Genomic DNA, 17,003 nt, shown 5'->3' with positions numbered 1-17,003 from the left:
CTGCGCAAGTGATGCACCAAGTGACGGGATTGGACTGTTACCGCAACCATCTTGACGCTAGTGTCGGCGCAAACTGACTGAACGGAATGACGCAAATGCCCGATCCCCTGCCCTTTCTGCGCCAGCTTTTCGACCGCGCGGTCGAGGTGGCCGACCCGATGCGCAGCCTGCGCCATGCCTTGCCTCCCCGGCCCACGGGTCGGTTGGTGGTCGTCGGGGCCGGCAAGGCCAGCGCGCGCATGGCCGAGGCTGTCGAGGCAGAATATGGCCCTTGCGAGGGGCTGGTGATCACGCGCTATGGCTATGCGCGGCCCTGTCAGGGCATCGAGATTGCCGAGGCCGCGCATCCTGTGCCGGACGAAGCCGGGATGCTGGCGACAAGGCGGATGCTGGCCTTGCTTGATGGCACCGGCCCCGACGATTTTGTCCTGGCGCTGATTTCCGGCGGCGGGTCGGCCCTGCTGATGGCCCCAGCGGGCGACATTACCCTGGAAGAAAAGCAGGGCCTGACCAACGCCCTGCTGGCCAGCGGCGCGCCGATTGGCACCATCAACGGCATTCGCAAACAGATTTCGGCCGTCAAGGGCGGCAAGCTGGCCGCGGCCGCCTACCCGTCGCGGATGCTGGCGCTGATGATCTCGGACGTGCCCGGCGACGACCCCGGCGATATTGCCAGCGGGCCTACTGTTGGCGACAGCGGCGATGCGGCCCGCGCACTGGCCGCACTGGACAAGTGGGGCGTCACCCCGCCGACGTCGGTCCGAGCCTATCTTGAGGCCGGAGGCGCGCCCTTGTCACCAGATGGCGAACGACTAAGCCGCGTTGAGAACGTGATCTATGCCGCTCCGGTGCAATCGCTGGAAGCTGCGGCAGAACTGGCACGGGCCCATGGCATAGATGTGCGGATGCTGGGCGACGCGCTGGAAGGAGAAGCGCGTGAGGTCGCGCACGCACAGGCCAAAGAGGCGCTGAACCTTCAGGCCGGAATGACACCGGAGGCCGCGCCGATACTGCTGCTCTCGGGCGGAGAGCTGACCGTCACCCGGACCGGCGACGGGGTGGGCGGACCCAATGCCGAATTTGCACTGGCGCTGGCGCTGGCGCTGAACGGCGCGGCGGGCATTCATGCGATTGCCTGTGACACCGATGGCGTGGACGGTGCCGCCGAGGTGGCCGGTGCGATGATCGGCCCCGATACGCTGGCGAAAGGCGCTGATGCGGCCGAGGCTCTGGCGCGCAACGACGCGCATGGGTTTTTCGGGCGGATCGGCGATCAGGTCGTGACCGGGCCGACACTGACCAATGTAAACGATTTCCGCGCCATTCTGATCACCCCCGCCAAAACGTGAATCGCCAATCGCGGCCCCGGATGCGATGATGTCACCCGCACCAGTGAGGGAGGCACCAATGTTACGCAGAACTTTCATGAGCCTTGTCACCTTGGCCGCCGTCGCACTGCCCGCCGTCGCAGGCGAGGCACCCGGCGTGGTTCAGGCGACCGCCGCGCAAATTCAGTAACTGCTGACCGGCAATACGATTGTCGGCACCTGGTCGGGCTCGACCTACAAGCAATATTACGATGCCAGCGGCTTTACCGTCTATGTCGCCGAGGGCGCGCCACCCAGCCGCGGCAAATGGCGGGTCAAGGAAGACACGAATGAATATGACAGCTGGTGGGAGCAGACCGGTTGGACGCCCTATGTCGTGATGATGACCAATGACGGCTTTGCCTGGGTCAATGGCGACAAGCTGGAGCATTTCAAGGTGCTGGACGGCAAACAGGTGGATTTCTGAGGCTCAGCGCAGCGCTGGCAGGCCGATGCCGGTCGCTTGAAATCCGCCATCGACGGCAATCACCTGCCCGGTGACGAAACTGGCGGCAGGCGAGCAGAGAAAGGTGATCATCGCGGCGATCTCATCCTCGGTGCCATAACGGTTAAGCGGGATCGCATCGTGATAGGCGGCGCGGATATCGGGCGTGTGCACCGCCAGCGCCAGCTTGGTATCGACAGGACCGGGGCAGACGCAATTGGCGCGCACGCCGTGTTCGCCCAGCTCTACCGCCTGTTGCAGTGTCAGGTGCATCACGCCTGCCTTGGATGTCCCATAGGCCACGCGCAACGTGCTGGCGCGCAGGCCTGAAATCGAGGCGATGTTGACGATCGCCCCCCTGGCGGCACAAAGCCCGTCGCGCAACGCCTGCGACATCAGGAAAACCCCGTCAAGATTGGTTGCCATCACGGTGCGCCACTGCTCGAAATCGGTGCCCTCGATCGGGCCGAAATCGGCGACACCGGCATTGTTGACCAGCGCGTCGATGCTATCGCAATTGCTGGTCACATCGGCGGCCACCTGTGCCACCTGATCCGGCTGCGACACATCGCAAACCACCGGATCGACATGCATCAGGCCAAGGGCGGCATCCTCCAGGGCGGGTGCATCCCGATCAATCATCACCACACGCCAACCCTGATCCAGAAACTGGCGCGTCGTCGCCAGGCCGATGCCCCGGGCAGCCCCTGTAACGATAGCGGTCTTCATGTGCTGGCCTCCGGTTCTGGGGTTTCCGGCACCATAATCCACATTGACCGCGAATGGCCATATGACGTGGACCAAGGCGTAGGTCGGTTTACAACAGATCGGCACCCGACCGCTGGAAAAACAACCCGTCACCTTTCAGCCTGTCGGCGACGCCCGCCCGGCGATCAGCTGGCCGGTCAGAAAAGTCGCAAGGTTAGCACAACAAAGAGGATGGGCACCAAAAGCGCATGGGTCACATGGTCAAACCAGTTGCTGCTGCCCCAGCCCATGACCCAAAGCGCCTGACCCAACACCGCAACCAGCGGGATGAAAACATTGCCGGTCAGCGCGCCATAACCACATAGCGCCAGCACCATGATCGCCACCGACACCGGCGCATAGCCAAAGCGATAAAGATCGACCGGGATCACCCCCATCGCCGTGGCAAGGAAAACCATGTAGCCCAGCAGGAAAAGCAGCAATTCAACCGTGCCAAAGGACGGGATTGCCACCCCCGCCCCGGCGGCGGCGTGCCGCAACGCCAGAAGCGGCAGCATGATACCGATAGGGCCCAACACCGCGACAAATCCCCGAACCACGATAGTGTCGCGAAACAGGATCACGCTCAGCGCGCCGATCACCCCGCCCGCGATCAACGCAACCTTGGCCGTGGCGAATAGCCCAGTGAGCGCATAGACGACCCAGCCCAGCAGGATCGCGACCGAAGCATAGGTCAGCACGCCGATCATTGCGCCGCCACCCAGGCGTCATTCAGCAGATAGGCGCGAATGCCGCGCTTGGTGCTGTGGGAAAAGGTCAGCAGAATGTCACCCGAACCCAGCCGCCGCAGCATCGGGTAGCGCGCATCGCCCGCATCATCCTCAAGCCGGTGGATCATGCGCCAAGTGGCGCCGGCATCTTCGGACACCGACAGGCGCAGCTCGTGGCGGCGTTCGGCATCGTCATTCATCACCGCCAGGATCCGATCCCCGCCCAGCGACAGCGCGGCCACCGGGGCGCTGGAATTGGGAACGTCAGTCGCTTCGACCTCGGACCAGCTTTGGCCGCCATCTTCCGTGCGACTGATCCAAAGCTTCCAGCTTGGGTCAAAATCTCGCAGGAAGGCCACTGCGCGGCTGGCATCCAGCGGCACGATCATCGGCTGGATCGCCTTGACGGTTTTCGCCGGCATCCGGCGGCTGTCTACCACGCGGCCTTCTGCATCCAGCCGGGCCAGCAGGGAATAGGCGCTGCCCATCTCGAAATAGGCGGGCAAGGCATAGCTGCCATCGGCATATTCAACCATCGGCGACTTCACCAGATGCGAACGCCCCAGCAGGGGCGACAGGTTCAGCTTGCGTGCTGAAACCGGGCCATCTGATCCCATGCGCACATCCGCAACCGACGCCATCGCCCAGCCGCCAACCGATACGACCGTGGCATATAGCGCGTCAGGCGCAGCTTCGTTCTGGATCGTATTGCCAAGGGTAACCACAAGCTGTCGCGGCGTAAATGCACCCCCCAACCCGGCGCGCGTGGCGTAGGGCGCGGGGTCCGAGATATTCCAGCCCTGTTCTGTCGGGGTGAAATGCGTTGCGTGAATGTCGACATCCGCCTGCGCCTCCTCCGATCCCTCAAACCAGACCAGCGAAAACCCATCGCCCGCAATCACGATCCCCGGCGCATGGGCTTGCCCGGTGGGCGCTCGATAGTCAAAAATCCGCTCAAAGCTCGGCGCGACCTGCATGGCCGGTATTTCCGGCACCGCAAAGCGCCAGTTCAGCGGCTGATGGCGCGTGATCGCAATGGCGCTGAGGCCGATGCTAAATAGCGCGAGAGCAAAAATGGCGACTTGCATGTCGTCTCAGGCGACCTTCAGAACGATTTTGCCGATATGGCCGCTGCTTTCCATCCGGGCATGCGCCGCCGCGGCATCCGCCAGCGCGAATTCGCTATCCATCACCGGGGCCACCTTACCGGCCTCCAACAGCGGCCAGACATTCTGGTGCAGCGCCTCGGCAATCGTGGCCTTGGCCAGATCGCTTTGCGGGCGCAGGGTGCTGCCGGTGATTGTCAGCCGCCGCATCATCAGCTGCGCAAAGTTCAGCTCGACCTTGGGGCCCTGCAGAAACGCGATCTGCACCATCCGCCCGTCATCTGCCAGCGATTTGACATTGCGGGGCAAATAGTCCCCGCCCACCATGTCAAGGATCAGGTTGGCACCTCCTTCGGCGCGCATTGCCTCGACAAAATCCGCCTCGCGATAGTTGATCGCCTGCTCGGCCCCCAGATCACGACAGACGGCGCATTTCTCATCCGACCCAGCGGTGGTAAAGACACGCGCGCCAAACGTATGGGCCAGTTGGATCGCCGTGGTCCCGATACCGCTTGAACCGCCATGTACCAGAAACCGCTCTCCGGCCTGCAATCCGCCGCGCATGAACACGTTGGACCAGACCGTAAAGAAGGTCTCGGGCAGGCAGGCGGCCTGATCAAGCGGCATGCCCGCTGGCACCGGCAGGCAATGGGCTGCGGGCGTGGCCACGTAATCGGCATAGCCGCCACCGGGCAGCAGGGCGCAGACCTGATCGCCGACCTTCCAGTCGCTGACACCTTCACCGATGGCTGTAATTTCGCCCGCGCCTTCCAGCCCTGGCAGATCGCTGGCGGTCGGGGGCGGCGCATAAAGACCTGCGCGTTGCAGCGCGTCGGGACGATTGACCCCCGCATAGGCCAGCCTGATCACCACTTCCCCGACCCGTGGGGACGGCACGGGCCGCTGCGTCAGGTGCAGCACCTCCGGCCCGCCGGGTTTGGAAATCTCCACAGCGTTCATCGTCTCACCCATCGCCTCACTCCTTAAGTCGGCCCATGCCAGCGGCCCGGCATGCCTGTCTGTTGCCCCGGTTGCGGGGCTTTGATTTTACCCAGAAATGACAGCGGCCCGGCCATCAGTCCGCTCATCAGCTTGTTGTCGCGCATCTGCGCCTTGAATTTCTCGATCTGCATCACGTCCTCGATCCGACGGTCAAGGAACTCCCAACTGGCCTGGTGATCGGGACCGTCATCCCCCAGCCAATACAGCACCGTGGCGCTGTAGACACCCGACAGCGTCATGCGCTTGGTGTACCAGTTGATGTCGTTCGAACTGTCGCCCAGCGCCACCCAGATCCGGTCACAGGTTTTCCAGACCGCATGGGCCCCGTCGGCAGCGTAAGGCAGCAGCGAAAAGAGCGCCATGCCCCGGCGCACCAGCTCCTTGTCTTCCACGGCGTCCAGCCGCGCGCGCACCGCAAAGGCGATCCGGTCGCGGAATTTCATCTCGGACAGATCAGCGGCCTCGATCGCGGCCAGCATCAGCGCATCCCCGGCCTCGTGATAGGCCAGCGCCAGATCGACGCCGCCGCGCGGGCACACGGCGCGCGCCACCCCCGGCTCGATCCCGGCATCCTCGGTGGCAGCCCGGAACGTCGCCTCGCTCCAGCCGTCAAACGGCACGTGGGATTTGGCCGCATCCAGAAGTTTCGTCTTCACATCAAGGTCGGTCATCGGTCACTCCCCAGGCTGGCCCAAGCACCATCTTATCATAGCTGCATCAAGGTGCCAGTGGTCACGGATGGGAAGGTTCAGTTCAAAAGCGCGTCGCAGTACGGGTAGGTCGTCAACCGTTCGGCGCCCGTGGGGGTGATAAGATACTGATCCTCCAGTTTCACCCCCTGCGCCTCCTGCTCTGCGCCGATATAGCTTTCGATACAGATCACCATGCCGGGGCGAAATTCACCGTCAAAGGCATAGGGCTGCCCCTCGAAATAATGCGGCACATAGGGGAATTCGCCGCAAAGGCCCAACCCATGCGCCAGGCAGTAATAGCCATGCCCGCGATATGCGGCGGGCACCGGCCATGCCGCCCGCGCGAAATCCTCATAGGATACATCCGGGCCCAGCAAGGCCGCATTATGCTGCAACTGTTCATGCGCCTGCCGGTAAAGCGCCTTTTGCCCGGCGCTTGCGGCACCCGCCCCGCACAGGAACGTGCGTGAAAAATCCACCGCATAGCCCATGTAACCCAGCGCATCGGTATCGAAACAGACCAGATCGCCGGGCTGCATCCGGCGCGGACCGGCCTCCTGAAAATAGGGGAAGGTGCGCGGCCCGGATTGAAACAGCCGGGTCGAGACATATTCGCCATCCGTCGCGATCAGGTGGCGGTGAAACTCGGCCCAGACCCCGACCTCGCTGGCACCCGGCGCGATGGCCTCCTCCAGCGACGCCGCCGCCGCTTCGACCCGCGCCACAGCCTCGCGCATCACGGCAATTTCCTGCGGTTGCTTGATCAGACGCGCCTCGGCAAAAACACCGGTGGCATCGCCCACCGTGATCCCCGCCGCGCGCAGCGCGTCGATCACCGGCGCATCGAACCCTTCGACATGTAGCTGCCGCGTATCGCCCAGCAATGCAGCGACCTCAGCCACGAAACCGGCGATATCAGCGCGATGCGCGGGGCCCGAAATCGGCGTCAGACCGGGCGCCGCGCGCGTCTCGCTCACCACCGGATTGTCGGTGACAAGATGTTCGCAGCCCGCGAACTCCCACAACACGGTCTTCCCATCCGCCCGGATCAGCGCGAATCGAAACGGCCCCATCAGGCTGAACACCGTCATATTGCGCTGCCCGGTGGCATAAACGATGTTGATCGGGTGCGCCGTCAGCACCGCCGCCACGCCGTCATTCGCCATCACCCGAAGCAACCTGCAATGGCGTTCACGGATCAGTTCAGCATGGTTAAAACTGTCACAATTCATGCGCCGCAGTTTTGACTGCGGGTAGTAGACAAGGCAAGACTGCTTTGCTATACGGCCACTTCCTGCAATCTCTTGCAACTTTAACTTAGGAAGGTGGTGACACCACATGCAGGTTAGTGTTCGCGACAACAATGTCGATCAGGCGCTTCGTGCCCTGAAGAAAAAGCTGCAGCGCGAAGGCGTGTTCCGTGAAATGAAGCTCAAGCAACATTTCGAGAAACCGTCCGAGAAAAAAGCGCGCGAGAAAGCTGAAGCGATCCGCCGTGCCCGTAAACTGGCGCGGAAGAAAGCCCAGCGCGAAGGGATGCTTTAAGCATCTTTCGCAGCTTGATCAGCACTTAAAATTTGATGACCCCCGAGGCCCAGCCACGGGGGTTTGTCATTTCCAGGGGGGATGGGACCGACCTAACCCCGCGCCAGTGCCACACCGATGACGATCAGCACGATCCCGGCAAGACGCGCCAGGGTAATCGGCACCTGCGGCATCCCGAACAGCCCCAGATGATCCAGTATGACGGCGCTCAACACCTGCCCCAGCACCACCAGGATGACCGCCGTACCCAGCCCGATCACCGGACCCAATGTGGTGATCGACAGCATGTAATAGGCCACGATCACGCCGGGCAACACCATGTACCAAGGCGCGGCGGCGACGGCCCGTACCGGTTGATCGCCTTGCGCCACGGCCGTGACCACCGCGCATAGAAGGGCCATGGCAAATGTCGCTATTGCCGCCGATGCTGGACCGAACCTGCCACCAAAGGCCCCGTTCAGCATGGCCATGACCGGGATGCCAACCCCGGCCAGAACCATCGCAGCAGCCGCGACCCCGCCGGACGGGATCACGACCCTGCCGTCTGCGTGCGCCGGTAGTCGGCGACAGGCAGGCCGCCAACACCCCAGTTTTCCATCTCGACCTCTTCGATCACCACAAATGTCGTGGCTGGGGTTTTCTGCAAGACCTCGACCAGCAGATCGGTGGCCCCTTTGATCAACTGCGCCTTTTGCGCAGGTGTGACACCCTCGCGGGTCACTTGAATATTCACATAAGGCATTCTCTCATCCCTCCTGCGCCGGGCGCATCGCAAAGATCTTGGACATGATCCGCCAGTGCCCGTCCTCGCGGATCAGGGTCAGGAAATCGACGAAATCATGGGCGTTGATGGTACAGCGCACCCGCGCCATCGCGGTGTTGGCACCCGCTAGGTCAATGCTTTCGATCACGTCCCGGCGCGGCGCGTTCTGCGACGCGGGCGAGGTGCGCTTGGCAACCACCGGGAAATATTCCGCCATCGACCGGATCAGCGCCGGGCTTTCATCGGCGGTGGCGTAGACGGCGCGCGAGTGGAATATCTGCTCCAGAAGCCCGATGTCGCAGCTGTAAAGCGCGTCGAAATAGGTTTTCAACACGCCCTGGATGTCGGCGAACGGGTCCGTCATGCTGCCAGCCCTTCCTGCTGCAGGGTTTGTTGCACCGCCGGACGGGCGGCAATGCGCGCCATATAGGCCTCAAGCTTGGGCCAGGGCGACAGCGGCAGGCCGATGAAATTGCTCCAGTTCAGGATTACGAAGGCATAGGCGTCGGCCACGCTAAACCTGTCACCCAGAACAAAGGGCGCGTCATCCGGCATCATCCCGTCAAACTGCGCGATCTTGCGGGTCAGACGGTCGGTCGTGGCCTGTTTCTTCTCCTCGGGCATCTCGCCCCCCGAAAAGAAAGGGCCAAAGGCGATATGAAGCTCTGATGACAGAAAGCTCAGCACTTCCTGAAGCCGCACCCGGTCAATCGTCCCCGCGACCGGCACCAGCGCTAGATCGGCAAACCGATCCCCCAGAAATTGCAGCACGGCGGCGTTTTCCGTGATGACATCGCCATCATCCAATCGCAGCGCAGGCACGTAGCCGCGCGGGTTCACGTCCCGGTAAGTCAGGCCGGTCTCGGTCACGCCTTTGTCGGTATCGACCTTTTCCAGCCTGTGCTCGGCACCGGCCTCGTTCAGAATGATATGGGCGGCCATCGAACAGGCGCCGGGTTTGTAAAAGAGTTGCATGTCAGGTCTCCTTTTCTTGTGACAGTGGTTTACCTGCGCCTCAAAGCATCCTTTGACAAGTTAGTTTCTATAAGATACCAAACTTTCGACTTTCTTCACGGTAACCAGGTATCCCGCCATGCCCCTCAAGATGCGCAAGAACGCCAGCCCGAAACCGCCCGAACCCTGTATGCTGACCGAATGCATGTCAGTGATCGCGGGCGCATGGGCGCCGAATGTGATCTGGTGTCTGCGCGCCGGGCCGCGCCGGTTCAGCGAGTTGAAATCGGACATCCCCCCGGTCACGTCCAAGGTGTTGTCAACGCGATTGCGAGAGTTGGAGGACCGCGGTGTGATCTTGCGCACCGTGATGCCCACCACGCCACCCTCGGTTGAATATCAGCTGACCCCGCTGGGGGCAGAGCTGATTCCGGCGCTCGAAGCCGTAGTCGAGGTCGGGCATAAACTGAAAGCCCTGCGCGCGCCGTAGGATCGGGATTTCTCAGGGCAGGTATTCGGGTAATGCGGTCAACCCGGTGTGGATTTCGGATGACATAAACACCGTTTGGCCGTTCGCCCTGTTAACCCCGCCCATTGCGGTAAATCGCACCGACGTAATACAGACAAAATACCGACGTTATACCGACAGGGGTTTTCCAACGTTTTCAGCACATTAACCTGATTCTCAGCCCTCTGGCCCGATCCGAGGGTTATTCGCCCCGCGTGACGCCAGATTCAGGCGGTATCAGACGCCTTCATCGGCGCGCAATTCATCGGTTGATTGTCGCACCACCGCCGCGATCTGATGCAGATGATCCGCCAGCGGATTGGTCTTGCGCCAGACCATGCCAACCGTCCTTGTGGGTTGCGGGTTTTTGAAATGCCCGACACAGACCGAGGCCGAGCGGGTTTCGACCGGCACTGCCATTTCCGGGATCAGCGTAACGCCGATCCCGGCCCCGACCATCTGCACCAGCGTCGACAGCGAACTGCCATCCAGGCCTTCCTGTGGCAGTGACGAGGGGATGTTGCAGAAAGACAGCGCCTGATCCCGGAAACAGTGCCCCTCCTCCAGCAAAAGCAGGCGCATTTCCCTTAGTTCTTCCTTGTTCGGCACCGGCTTGCCCGCGTCCGCGTCGGATCGGACCAGCACCATTTTTTCCGTGAAAATTGCCACCTCGGTAAAGGCAGGTTCCGACACTGGCAGGGCGACAATGGCCGCATCCAGCCGCCCCTCGGACAGTTCCTGCACCAGCCGCGGCGTCAGCGTTTCGCGGATATGTACATCCAGCCCGTGATGGCTGTGCCCCAGATTGGCGATGATGCGCGGCAAAAGGTAAGGCGCGATGGTCGGGATCACGCCCAGCCGCAACCGCCCCACCATCTTTTCCGTCGACGCCCGCGCCAGATCGCCCAACTCGTCCACGCGGCGCAGAATGTCCTGAACACGCAGGGCAAATTCCTCACCAAAGCCCGTAAGACGCACCTGCCGCGCCCCACGTTCAAAGAGTTTCGTACCCAGTTCCTCCTCCAACTCCTTGATCTGAACGGACAAGGCAGGCTGGGTAACAGAACAAGCCTCCGCCGCCCGCCCGAAATGCCCGTGGCTGGCAAGCGCCTCAAAATATCTGAGCTGCCGGATGGTAAGATTTGTCATTAGAAAAAGTTATCGTGAAGATCAGAAAATGCAACTTAAAACTATTCTAAACAATTGCTAGATAGGGGGTGTTAGGACTGGGAGGACTGACACCGAAATACTCGCGCATCACACATTATTCTGCGCCGGGATTGTCGCCTGCCCCCTTACCCAAAAACCGCAGCCCGGTCTCACTTGGCAGCACCATACGCAACCAGCATCGGAGAGATAAAATGGACGGAAATGATCTAGGCCGTGCCGGCAAATGCCCGGTAATGCACACAAATTTGGGGGTTCGGTCGAACCGTGACTGGTGGCCAAACCAGCTAAACCTGAAAATTCTGCATCAGAATCAGCCCGCTGTCGATCCGATGGGCAAGGCGTTCAACTATGCCGAAGAATTCAAAAAGCTCGACCTGAAAGCGTTGAAAGAAGACCTCTATGCGCTGATGACCGATTCTCAGGATTGGTGGCCGGCGGATTACGGCCACTATGGCGGTCTTTTCATCCGCATGGCGTGGCACGCGGCGGGCACCTACCGCACCGCCGACGGGCGTGGCGGCGGATCGACCGGCAACCAGCGTTTCGCACCGCTCAACAGCTGGCCGGACAATGGCAACCTCGACAAGGCGCGGCGTCTGCTGTGGCCGATCAAGCAGAAATACGGCAACAAAATCTCCTGGGCTGACCTCTTCATCCTGACAGGTAACTGCGCGATTGAATCGATGGGCGGAAAGACCTTCGGTTTTGCCGGTGGCCGCGAGGATATCTGGGAACCTGAAATCGACGTCTACTGGGGCAGCGAAACCGAATGGCTGGCCACCAGCGATCAGCCCAACAGCCGCTATTCCGGTGACCGCGATCTGGAAAACCCGCTGGCCGCCGTGCAGATGGGCCTGATCTACGTCAACCCCGAAGGCCCGGACGGCAACCCCGATCCGCTCGCCTCGGCCCGCGACATTCGCGACACCTTTGCCCGCATGGCGATGAATGACGAAGAAACCGTGGCATTGACCGCTGGCGGCCACACGTTCGGCAAGGCGCACGGTGCGGGTGATGCGGCAAATGTCGGCGCCGAGCCCGAGCGTGAAGGCATCGCAGCACAGGGCTTTGGCTGGCTCAGCACGCATGCTTCCGGCAAGGGCGGCGACACCATCACCAGCGGCATCGAAGGCGCCTGGACCTCGAACCCGACCCAGTGGGACATGGGTTATTTCGATGTTCTCTTCGGCTATGAATGGGAGCTGACGAAAAGCCCGGCTGGTGCCAATCAGTGGCAGCCTGTGAACATTGACGAAAAAGACATGGCACCGGATGCGGCGGACCCGTCGAAAAAGGTCACACTAATGATGACCACCGCCGATATGGCGATGCGCATGGACCCCGATTACGAGAAAATCTCACGCCGGTTCCACGCCAACCCCGACGAGTTTGCCGATGCCTTCGCCCGCGCCTGGTTCAAGCTGACCCACCGCGACATGGGCCCGACATCGCTCTATCTGGGGGCTGAAGTGCCCAGCGAAGAACTGATCTGGCAAGACCCGATCCCGGCGGTCGATCACGAGCTGATCAACGCGGACGACATTGCCAACCTCAAGGCCAAGATCCTCGGCTCGGGCCTCTCGACATCCGAACTGGTCTCGACCGCCTGGGCGTCGGCCTCGACCTTCCGCGGATCGGACAAGCGGGGCGGTGCCAATGGCGCACGCATCCGTCTGGCCCCGCAGAAGGACTGGGAAGCCAACGATCCGGCGCAACTGTCCAAGGTGCTGGGCGTTCTCGAAGGCATTCAGGCCGATTTCCAGTCGGGCGGCAAGAAGGTGTCTTTGGCCGATCTGATCGTGCTGGGTGGCTGTGCCGCCATTGAAACCGCCGCCGGAGCGGGCGTCGAGGTACCGTTCACGCCGGGCCGCATGGATGCCACGGCCGAGCAGACCGACGTCGAAAGCTTTGACGTGCTGGAGCCCAAGGCAGACGGTTTCCGCAACTACATGCAGGCCAAATACAGCATCTCTGCTGAGGAGCTGTTGGTGGACCGCGCCCAGTTGCTGACCCTGACCGCGCCGGAAATGACCGTGCTCGTGGGTGGCCTGCGGGTGCTTGGCGCGAATAGCGGCGGGTCGACTCACGGCGTCCTTACCGACCAGCCCGGCACGTTGAGCAACGATTTCTTCGTCAACCTGCTGAACATGGGAACCGAGTGGAAAGCCACATCGGAAGACGAGGATCTGTTCGAAGGGCGTGACCGCGCATCGGGCGCGCTCAAGTGGACCGGCACCCGCGTCGATCTGGTATTCGGCTCGAACTCGCAACTGCGCGCTCTTGCCGAAGCCTACGCTCAAGACGACCGCCGCGACGCGTTCTTGGCAGATTTCGTCGCCGCCTGGACCAAGGTGATGAACGCCGACCGCTTCGATCTGACCTGATCTCGGCACATGCACAATTCTGGCGCGGCTGGCGACAGCCGCGCCTTTTTTCGTGCACAAGGATGCCTATTGCTGATTAAGTGGTCGCCTGAACACCCATTGCAAAGCCAGATGACCAAGATCAACTTTGAACATCTCAGAACCTTTCTGTCCGTTGTCCGCCTGGGCGGTGTACGCAAGGCGTCCTATGCGCTGAACGTCACCCAGCCTGCGGTGTCGGCGCGGATTAAGAATCTTGAGGAAACGCTAGATTGTGAGTTGTTCGATCGCAGTGTTTCAGGGATGAGGCTGACGAAACGCGGCGAGCGGTTGCTGGGCTATGCCGAACAATTCGAACATCTGGCCGATCTGGTTCAGAAAGAGGTGATCGACCCCGACGGTATCGAAGGTCATCTGCGGCTAGGCGTGTCCGAGACAATCGCGCAGTGCTGGCTGCCGGAATTCATCTCGCGTCTGCACGGCGTCTATCCAAAGCTCGAGATCGAATTCAACGTCGACATCTCGACCAATCTGCGCACCGGGCTGCTTAACCGCGAAATAGATCTGGCAATCCTGCTGGGGCCGGTATCGGAATATTCGGTCGAGAATATCGACCTGCCGGGGTTTGAGCTGGCCTGGTACATCGCCGCTGACACGCCCGAGGCCGCCGATGGCAACGCCTACCTGACCCGCCCGGTCCTGACCTACGCGCGCAATACCAGACCCTATCGTGAGTTGAAGGACATGCTTTACGAGCGAGTCGGCCCGGGGTTTTCACTGTTCCCGTCTTCGTCCCTGTCGGCCTGTTTCCGGCTGGTCGAGGCCAATCTGGGCGTGGCCGCCCTGCCCCGCGCGCTTGGCCAGAGCTATGTCGATGCAGGTACGATCCGCGAATTCGACCCCGGCTGGGCCCCAAACCCGCTGAGTTTCTCGGCCTCGTATCTGGGTGATCCCAAAAGCCATATGGTTGAAACTGCGGCAAAGATTGCCCGGGATGTTGCCGTTGATTATGAAGGCGATAAAAATATCTGATCGGAATTACCAAATTCTTTCGATTTGATTTTATATATAGCTTCCGTCAATCTCCTGTCACAGGGAGAGACTGCATTGACCACCACATATGAAACACTAAAGGGCCGTTCGGTTGCCGCGGTTCGCGATGCGATCCGCAACGGGTGCTATAGCTCGCACACCGCTGGCCTGGGCGCGGGGATGCTGCAGGCCAATCTGGCAATCATGCCGACGTCGCATGCGCTCGATTTCATGCGCTTTTGTCAGCGCAATCCCAAACCCTGCCCGTTAAGCGGCGTGTCGGATACCGGCAACCCGATGATGTTCACGCTGGGTGAAGATATCGACATCCGCACCGATGTGCCGCTTTACAATATCTACCGCGATGGCAGGCTTGACGCCACGGTGACGGACATCACCGAGTTCTGGCGGGACGATTTCGTGGCCTTCGCCCTGGGTTGTTCCTTCACGTTCGAGAACGCGTTGCAGCAGGCCGGCATCCGGCTTTGGCATATCGACAACAACACGACCGTGCCAATGTTCCGGTCTGGCATTGATACGGTGCCCGCGGGCCCGTTTTCCGGCAAGATGGTGGTGAGCATGCGCATGGTCCCCGAGGAACGGGTGACGCAGGCGGCCGAGATTTCGCGGAAATATCCGCTGGCCCATGGCGCGCCGGTGCATTGGGGCGATCCCGCAGAGATCGGCATTGACGACCTGAGCCGCCCGGACTGGGGCGATCCGGCGCCGATCCAAGACGGTCACGTCCCGGTTTTCTGGGCCTGCGGGGTGACACCACAGGTGGCCATCGAAAACGCCGGGCTGCCAATCTGCATCACCCATAAACCCGGCGCCATGCTGATCACAGATGTCAGCGAGTTTGCCGAAATTCCGAACTATCAAAACAACACTATCTTCAAGGGAGAATGACAATGAAGAGAATCATAACCGCGACCGCTGCCCTAGCCTTGATGGCCAGCGCTGCCATGGCCGACAATCCGGTGGTTCTGAAGGCCGTGGGCACATGGTCCAGCCTGACGAATTACCAGAAACACGAGGGGCCGTTTTTCAACGAACGTCTGGCCAAAGCCTCGGACGGGCAGATCGTGGGTGAAATCCAGTCGCAATCCGGTCTGGGCCTGAAAGGGTTCGAGATCATGCGCCTGGTCAAGAACGGCGTGTTTGACTTCGCCTTTGGCCTGCCGGGTTACGTGGCGGCCGAAAACGCGATCTTCGAAGGGGCCGACCTGAGCTCGCTCACGCAAGACATCGGCACCCAACGCAAGGTGGCCGACGCATATTTCCCGACGCTGGAAAAGGCCTTTGCCGAGATCTACAACGCCAAGCTTCTGATGCTCTACCCCTTTCCCAGCCAGACGCTCTGGTGCAATGCCGAGGTAAACGGGATCGAGGATCTGAACGGCAAGAAGATTCGCGTCTATGCCACCACGCTGGGTGATTTCGTCGAAGGCGCAGGCGGCACATCGGTGACCGTGGCGTTTTCCGAGGTGATCCCAGCCCTGGAAAAAGGCGTCGTCGACTGCGGCATCACCGGCACGATGTCGGCCTACACGGCCAACTGGCAGCAGGTCGCCACCCACGCCTACACGCTGCGCGTCGGCTGGGGTCTGGCCTTCGGCGCGATGAACATGGACAAGTGGAATTCGATGTCCGCCGATCAGCAGGCGCTGTTCAAGACCGAAATCGACGCGCTGACCGAGCGGATGTGGGCCGAAACCGCCACCGAGGATGAGGTCGCGATTTCCTGCATCACCGGCGGCGAATGCGCCATCGGGGAACCCGGCGGCATGAAGCTGGTCGAACCAAACGAAGCCGACCTTGCGCTGCGCGACAAGATCGCGACCGACGTGGTGCTGTCCCGCTGGGCCGAACGCTGCGGTGCCGACTGCGCCGAGAACTGGAACAACACGGTCGGCAAGGTCCTTGGCCTGACCGCAACCGCCAACTGAACCAACAGAACGGGGCGGCCTGAACGAACCGGCCGCCCTTATTGCATCCGAAAGGCGCAAGACCATGCTTGAATCGCTACTCACCGGAACCCGCAAACTCAGCCTCTGGCTGACCTGGGCAGGCGGAACGCTCATTGTCCTCTCGGCCTTTCTGGTCACGCTGGAAATCATCCTGCGAAAAATCTTCAACGTGTCGCTGGGCGGAGCGGATGAAATCTCGGGCTATGCCTTCGGCGTCGCCACCGCCTTCGCGCTCAGCTATGCGCTTTTTGAACGCGCGCATATCCGGGTGGATGCCCTGATGGGCGCCATCCCCCGTAAACTGCATGCGCTGGTCAACCTGCTGGGCCTTGTCCTGCTGATTGGTTTCGCGCTGGTCGTGGTCTCGACCGTCTGGGGCATGGTTGGCGACACGCTGAAACACAGCTCGCGGTCGATCACGCCGATGCGGGTGCCGCTGGCGATCCCGCAGATCCCGTGGCTGATCGGCTGGCTTTTGTTCGTGGCCGCCGGCGTGCTTCTGGGGCTGGTCGCCATCAAGCGCTATTTCCAGGGCGATCATGCCGGTGTGCAGGACCTGATCGGTGTCAAAAGCATCGACGAGCAAATCGAAGACGAGAGTGTCTGAG

Annotated in this window: 19 protein-coding genes; 8 read left to right on the top strand and 11 right to left on the bottom strand. The window is 61.5% G+C overall.

Annotation, left to right across the window (positions count from 1 at the left end; translation table 11 throughout):
- Window positions 1-86 precede the first annotated feature (86 nt).
- Entirely contained in the window at window positions 87-1,349 is a 1,263-nt protein-coding gene (locus Q1B27_RS12530; RefSeq protein WP_299848031.1) for a glycerate kinase, read from the top strand.
- Between the two features lie 448 nt (window positions 1,350-1,797).
- On the opposite strand, the gene Q1B27_RS12525 is transcribed toward Q1B27_RS12530, so the two are convergent.
- From Q1B27_RS12525 to Q1B27_RS12500, 6 genes are all read right to left on the bottom strand, one after another.
- Window positions 1,798-2,541: an SDR family NAD(P)-dependent oxidoreductase gene (locus Q1B27_RS12525; RefSeq protein ID WP_299848029.1), complete on the bottom strand. Its 744-nt coding sequence runs from the start codon at window positions 2,539-2,541 to the stop codon at window positions 1,798-1,800.
- Between the two features lie 176 nt (window positions 2,542-2,717).
- Window positions 2,718-3,269, bottom strand: coding sequence for a hypothetical protein (locus Q1B27_RS12520; protein WP_299848027.1), 552 nt, complete (start codon window positions 3,267-3,269; stop codon window positions 2,718-2,720).
- Entirely contained in the window at window positions 3,266-4,378 is a 1,113-nt protein-coding gene (locus tag Q1B27_RS12515; protein ID WP_299848025.1) for an exo-alpha-sialidase, read from the bottom strand. The genes Q1B27_RS12520 and Q1B27_RS12515 overlap by 4 nt, the downstream gene beginning before the upstream one ends.
- A gap of 6 nt (window positions 4,379-4,384) precedes the next feature.
- The gene (locus Q1B27_RS12510; protein WP_299848023.1) at window positions 4,385-5,368 is read right to left on the bottom strand and encodes an NAD(P)H-quinone oxidoreductase; all 984 of its coding nucleotides are present in this window, start codon (window positions 5,366-5,368) and stop codon (window positions 4,385-4,387) included.
- Window positions 5,369-5,379: 11 nt separating this feature from the next.
- The gene (locus tag Q1B27_RS12505; RefSeq protein WP_299848020.1) at window positions 5,380-6,069 is read right to left on the bottom strand and encodes a COQ9 family protein; all 690 of its coding nucleotides are present in this window, start codon (window positions 6,067-6,069) and stop codon (window positions 5,380-5,382) included.
- A 77-nt stretch (window positions 6,070-6,146) separates the two neighbouring features.
- A complete protein-coding gene (locus tag Q1B27_RS12500) occupies window positions 6,147-7,322 on the bottom strand; it encodes a Xaa-Pro peptidase family protein (protein WP_299848018.1) in 1,176 nt (391 codons plus the stop codon).
- A 106-nt stretch (window positions 7,323-7,428) separates the two neighbouring features.
- On the opposite strand from Q1B27_RS12500, the gene rpsU reads away from it, so the two are divergent.
- Window positions 7,429-7,635, top strand: a complete 207-nt coding sequence (rpsU, locus tag Q1B27_RS12495) for a 30S ribosomal protein S21 (protein ID WP_008207378.1) — start codon at window positions 7,429-7,431, stop codon at window positions 7,633-7,635.
- 92 nt (window positions 7,636-7,727) lie between these two features.
- Here the strand turns inward: rpsU and Q1B27_RS12490 are convergent, their stop codons facing one another.
- From Q1B27_RS12490 to gstA, 4 genes are read right to left on the bottom strand one after another with little or no spacing between them, the layout of a single operon-like run.
- The gene (locus tag Q1B27_RS12490; protein ID WP_299848016.1) at window positions 7,728-8,168 is read right to left on the bottom strand and encodes a DMT family transporter; all 441 of its coding nucleotides are present in this window, start codon (window positions 8,166-8,168) and stop codon (window positions 7,728-7,730) included.
- Window positions 8,165-8,377 (bottom strand): 4-oxalocrotonate tautomerase family protein, encoded by a 213-nt coding sequence (locus Q1B27_RS12485; RefSeq protein ID WP_299848014.1) that lies wholly within the window; start codon window positions 8,375-8,377, stop codon window positions 8,165-8,167. Before Q1B27_RS12485 ends, Q1B27_RS12490 begins: the two co-directional genes overlap by 4 nt.
- Window positions 8,378-8,381: 4 nt before the next feature.
- Entirely contained in the window at window positions 8,382-8,762 is a 381-nt protein-coding gene (locus tag Q1B27_RS12480) for a nuclear transport factor 2 family protein (RefSeq protein WP_299848012.1), read from the bottom strand.
- The gene (gene gstA / locus Q1B27_RS12475; RefSeq protein WP_299848009.1) at window positions 8,759-9,373 is read right to left on the bottom strand and encodes a glutathione transferase GstA; all 615 of its coding nucleotides are present in this window, start codon (window positions 9,371-9,373) and stop codon (window positions 8,759-8,761) included. The genes Q1B27_RS12480 and gstA overlap by 4 nt, the downstream gene beginning before the upstream one ends.
- A 118-nt stretch (window positions 9,374-9,491) precedes the next feature.
- Between gstA and Q1B27_RS12470 the strand changes: the two genes are divergently transcribed.
- A complete protein-coding gene (locus Q1B27_RS12470; RefSeq protein WP_299848007.1) occupies window positions 9,492-9,842 on the top strand; it encodes a helix-turn-helix domain-containing protein in 351 nt (116 codons plus the stop codon).
- 255 nt (window positions 9,843-10,097) lie between these two features.
- Here the strand turns inward: Q1B27_RS12470 and Q1B27_RS12465 are convergent, their stop codons facing one another.
- Window positions 10,098-11,009, bottom strand: coding sequence for a LysR substrate-binding domain-containing protein (locus Q1B27_RS12465; protein ID WP_299848004.1), 912 nt, complete (start codon window positions 11,007-11,009; stop codon window positions 10,098-10,100).
- Window positions 11,010-11,221: 212 nt separating this feature from the next.
- Here Q1B27_RS12465 and katG point away from each other — a divergent pair, with 212 nt between their 5' ends.
- The 5 genes from katG to Q1B27_RS12440 all read left to right on the top strand — a co-directional run bounded on the left by katG (window position 11,222) and on the right by Q1B27_RS12440 (window position 17,002).
- Window positions 11,222-13,414 carry a catalase/peroxidase HPI gene (katG, locus tag Q1B27_RS12460; RefSeq protein ID WP_299848001.1) on the top strand — a complete coding sequence of 731 codons (2,193 nt, stop codon included), beginning with the start codon at window positions 11,222-11,224 and terminating at the stop codon, window positions 13,412-13,414.
- A gap of 111 nt (window positions 13,415-13,525) precedes the next feature.
- A complete protein-coding gene (locus tag Q1B27_RS12455) occupies window positions 13,526-14,425 on the top strand; it encodes a LysR family transcriptional regulator (RefSeq protein WP_299847999.1) in 900 nt (299 codons plus the stop codon).
- Window positions 14,426-14,500: 75 nt separating this feature from the next.
- Window positions 14,501-15,334 carry a putative hydro-lyase gene (locus Q1B27_RS12450; RefSeq protein WP_299847997.1) on the top strand — a complete coding sequence of 278 codons (834 nt, stop codon included), beginning with the start codon at window positions 14,501-14,503 and terminating at the stop codon, window positions 15,332-15,334.
- Between the two features lie 2 nt (window positions 15,335-15,336).
- On the top strand, window positions 15,337-16,374 hold the full coding sequence (locus tag Q1B27_RS12445) for a TRAP transporter substrate-binding protein (RefSeq protein ID WP_299847995.1): 1,038 nt from the start codon (window positions 15,337-15,339) through the stop codon (window positions 16,372-16,374).
- 64 nt (window positions 16,375-16,438) lie between these two features.
- The gene (locus Q1B27_RS12440) at window positions 16,439-17,002 is read left to right on the top strand and encodes a TRAP transporter small permease subunit (RefSeq protein WP_299847994.1); all 564 of its coding nucleotides are present in this window, start codon (window positions 16,439-16,441) and stop codon (window positions 17,000-17,002) included.
- The last annotated feature ends 1 nt before the right edge of the window (window position 17,003 follow it).

The organism is uncultured Roseovarius sp. (assembly GCF_947489715.1).
Classification (GTDB): domain Bacteria; phylum Pseudomonadota; class Alphaproteobacteria; order Rhodobacterales; family Rhodobacteraceae; genus Roseovarius.
The sequence above is the reverse complement of the archived record's forward strand: the minus strand, read 5'-3'. Positions and strand labels throughout refer to the sequence as shown.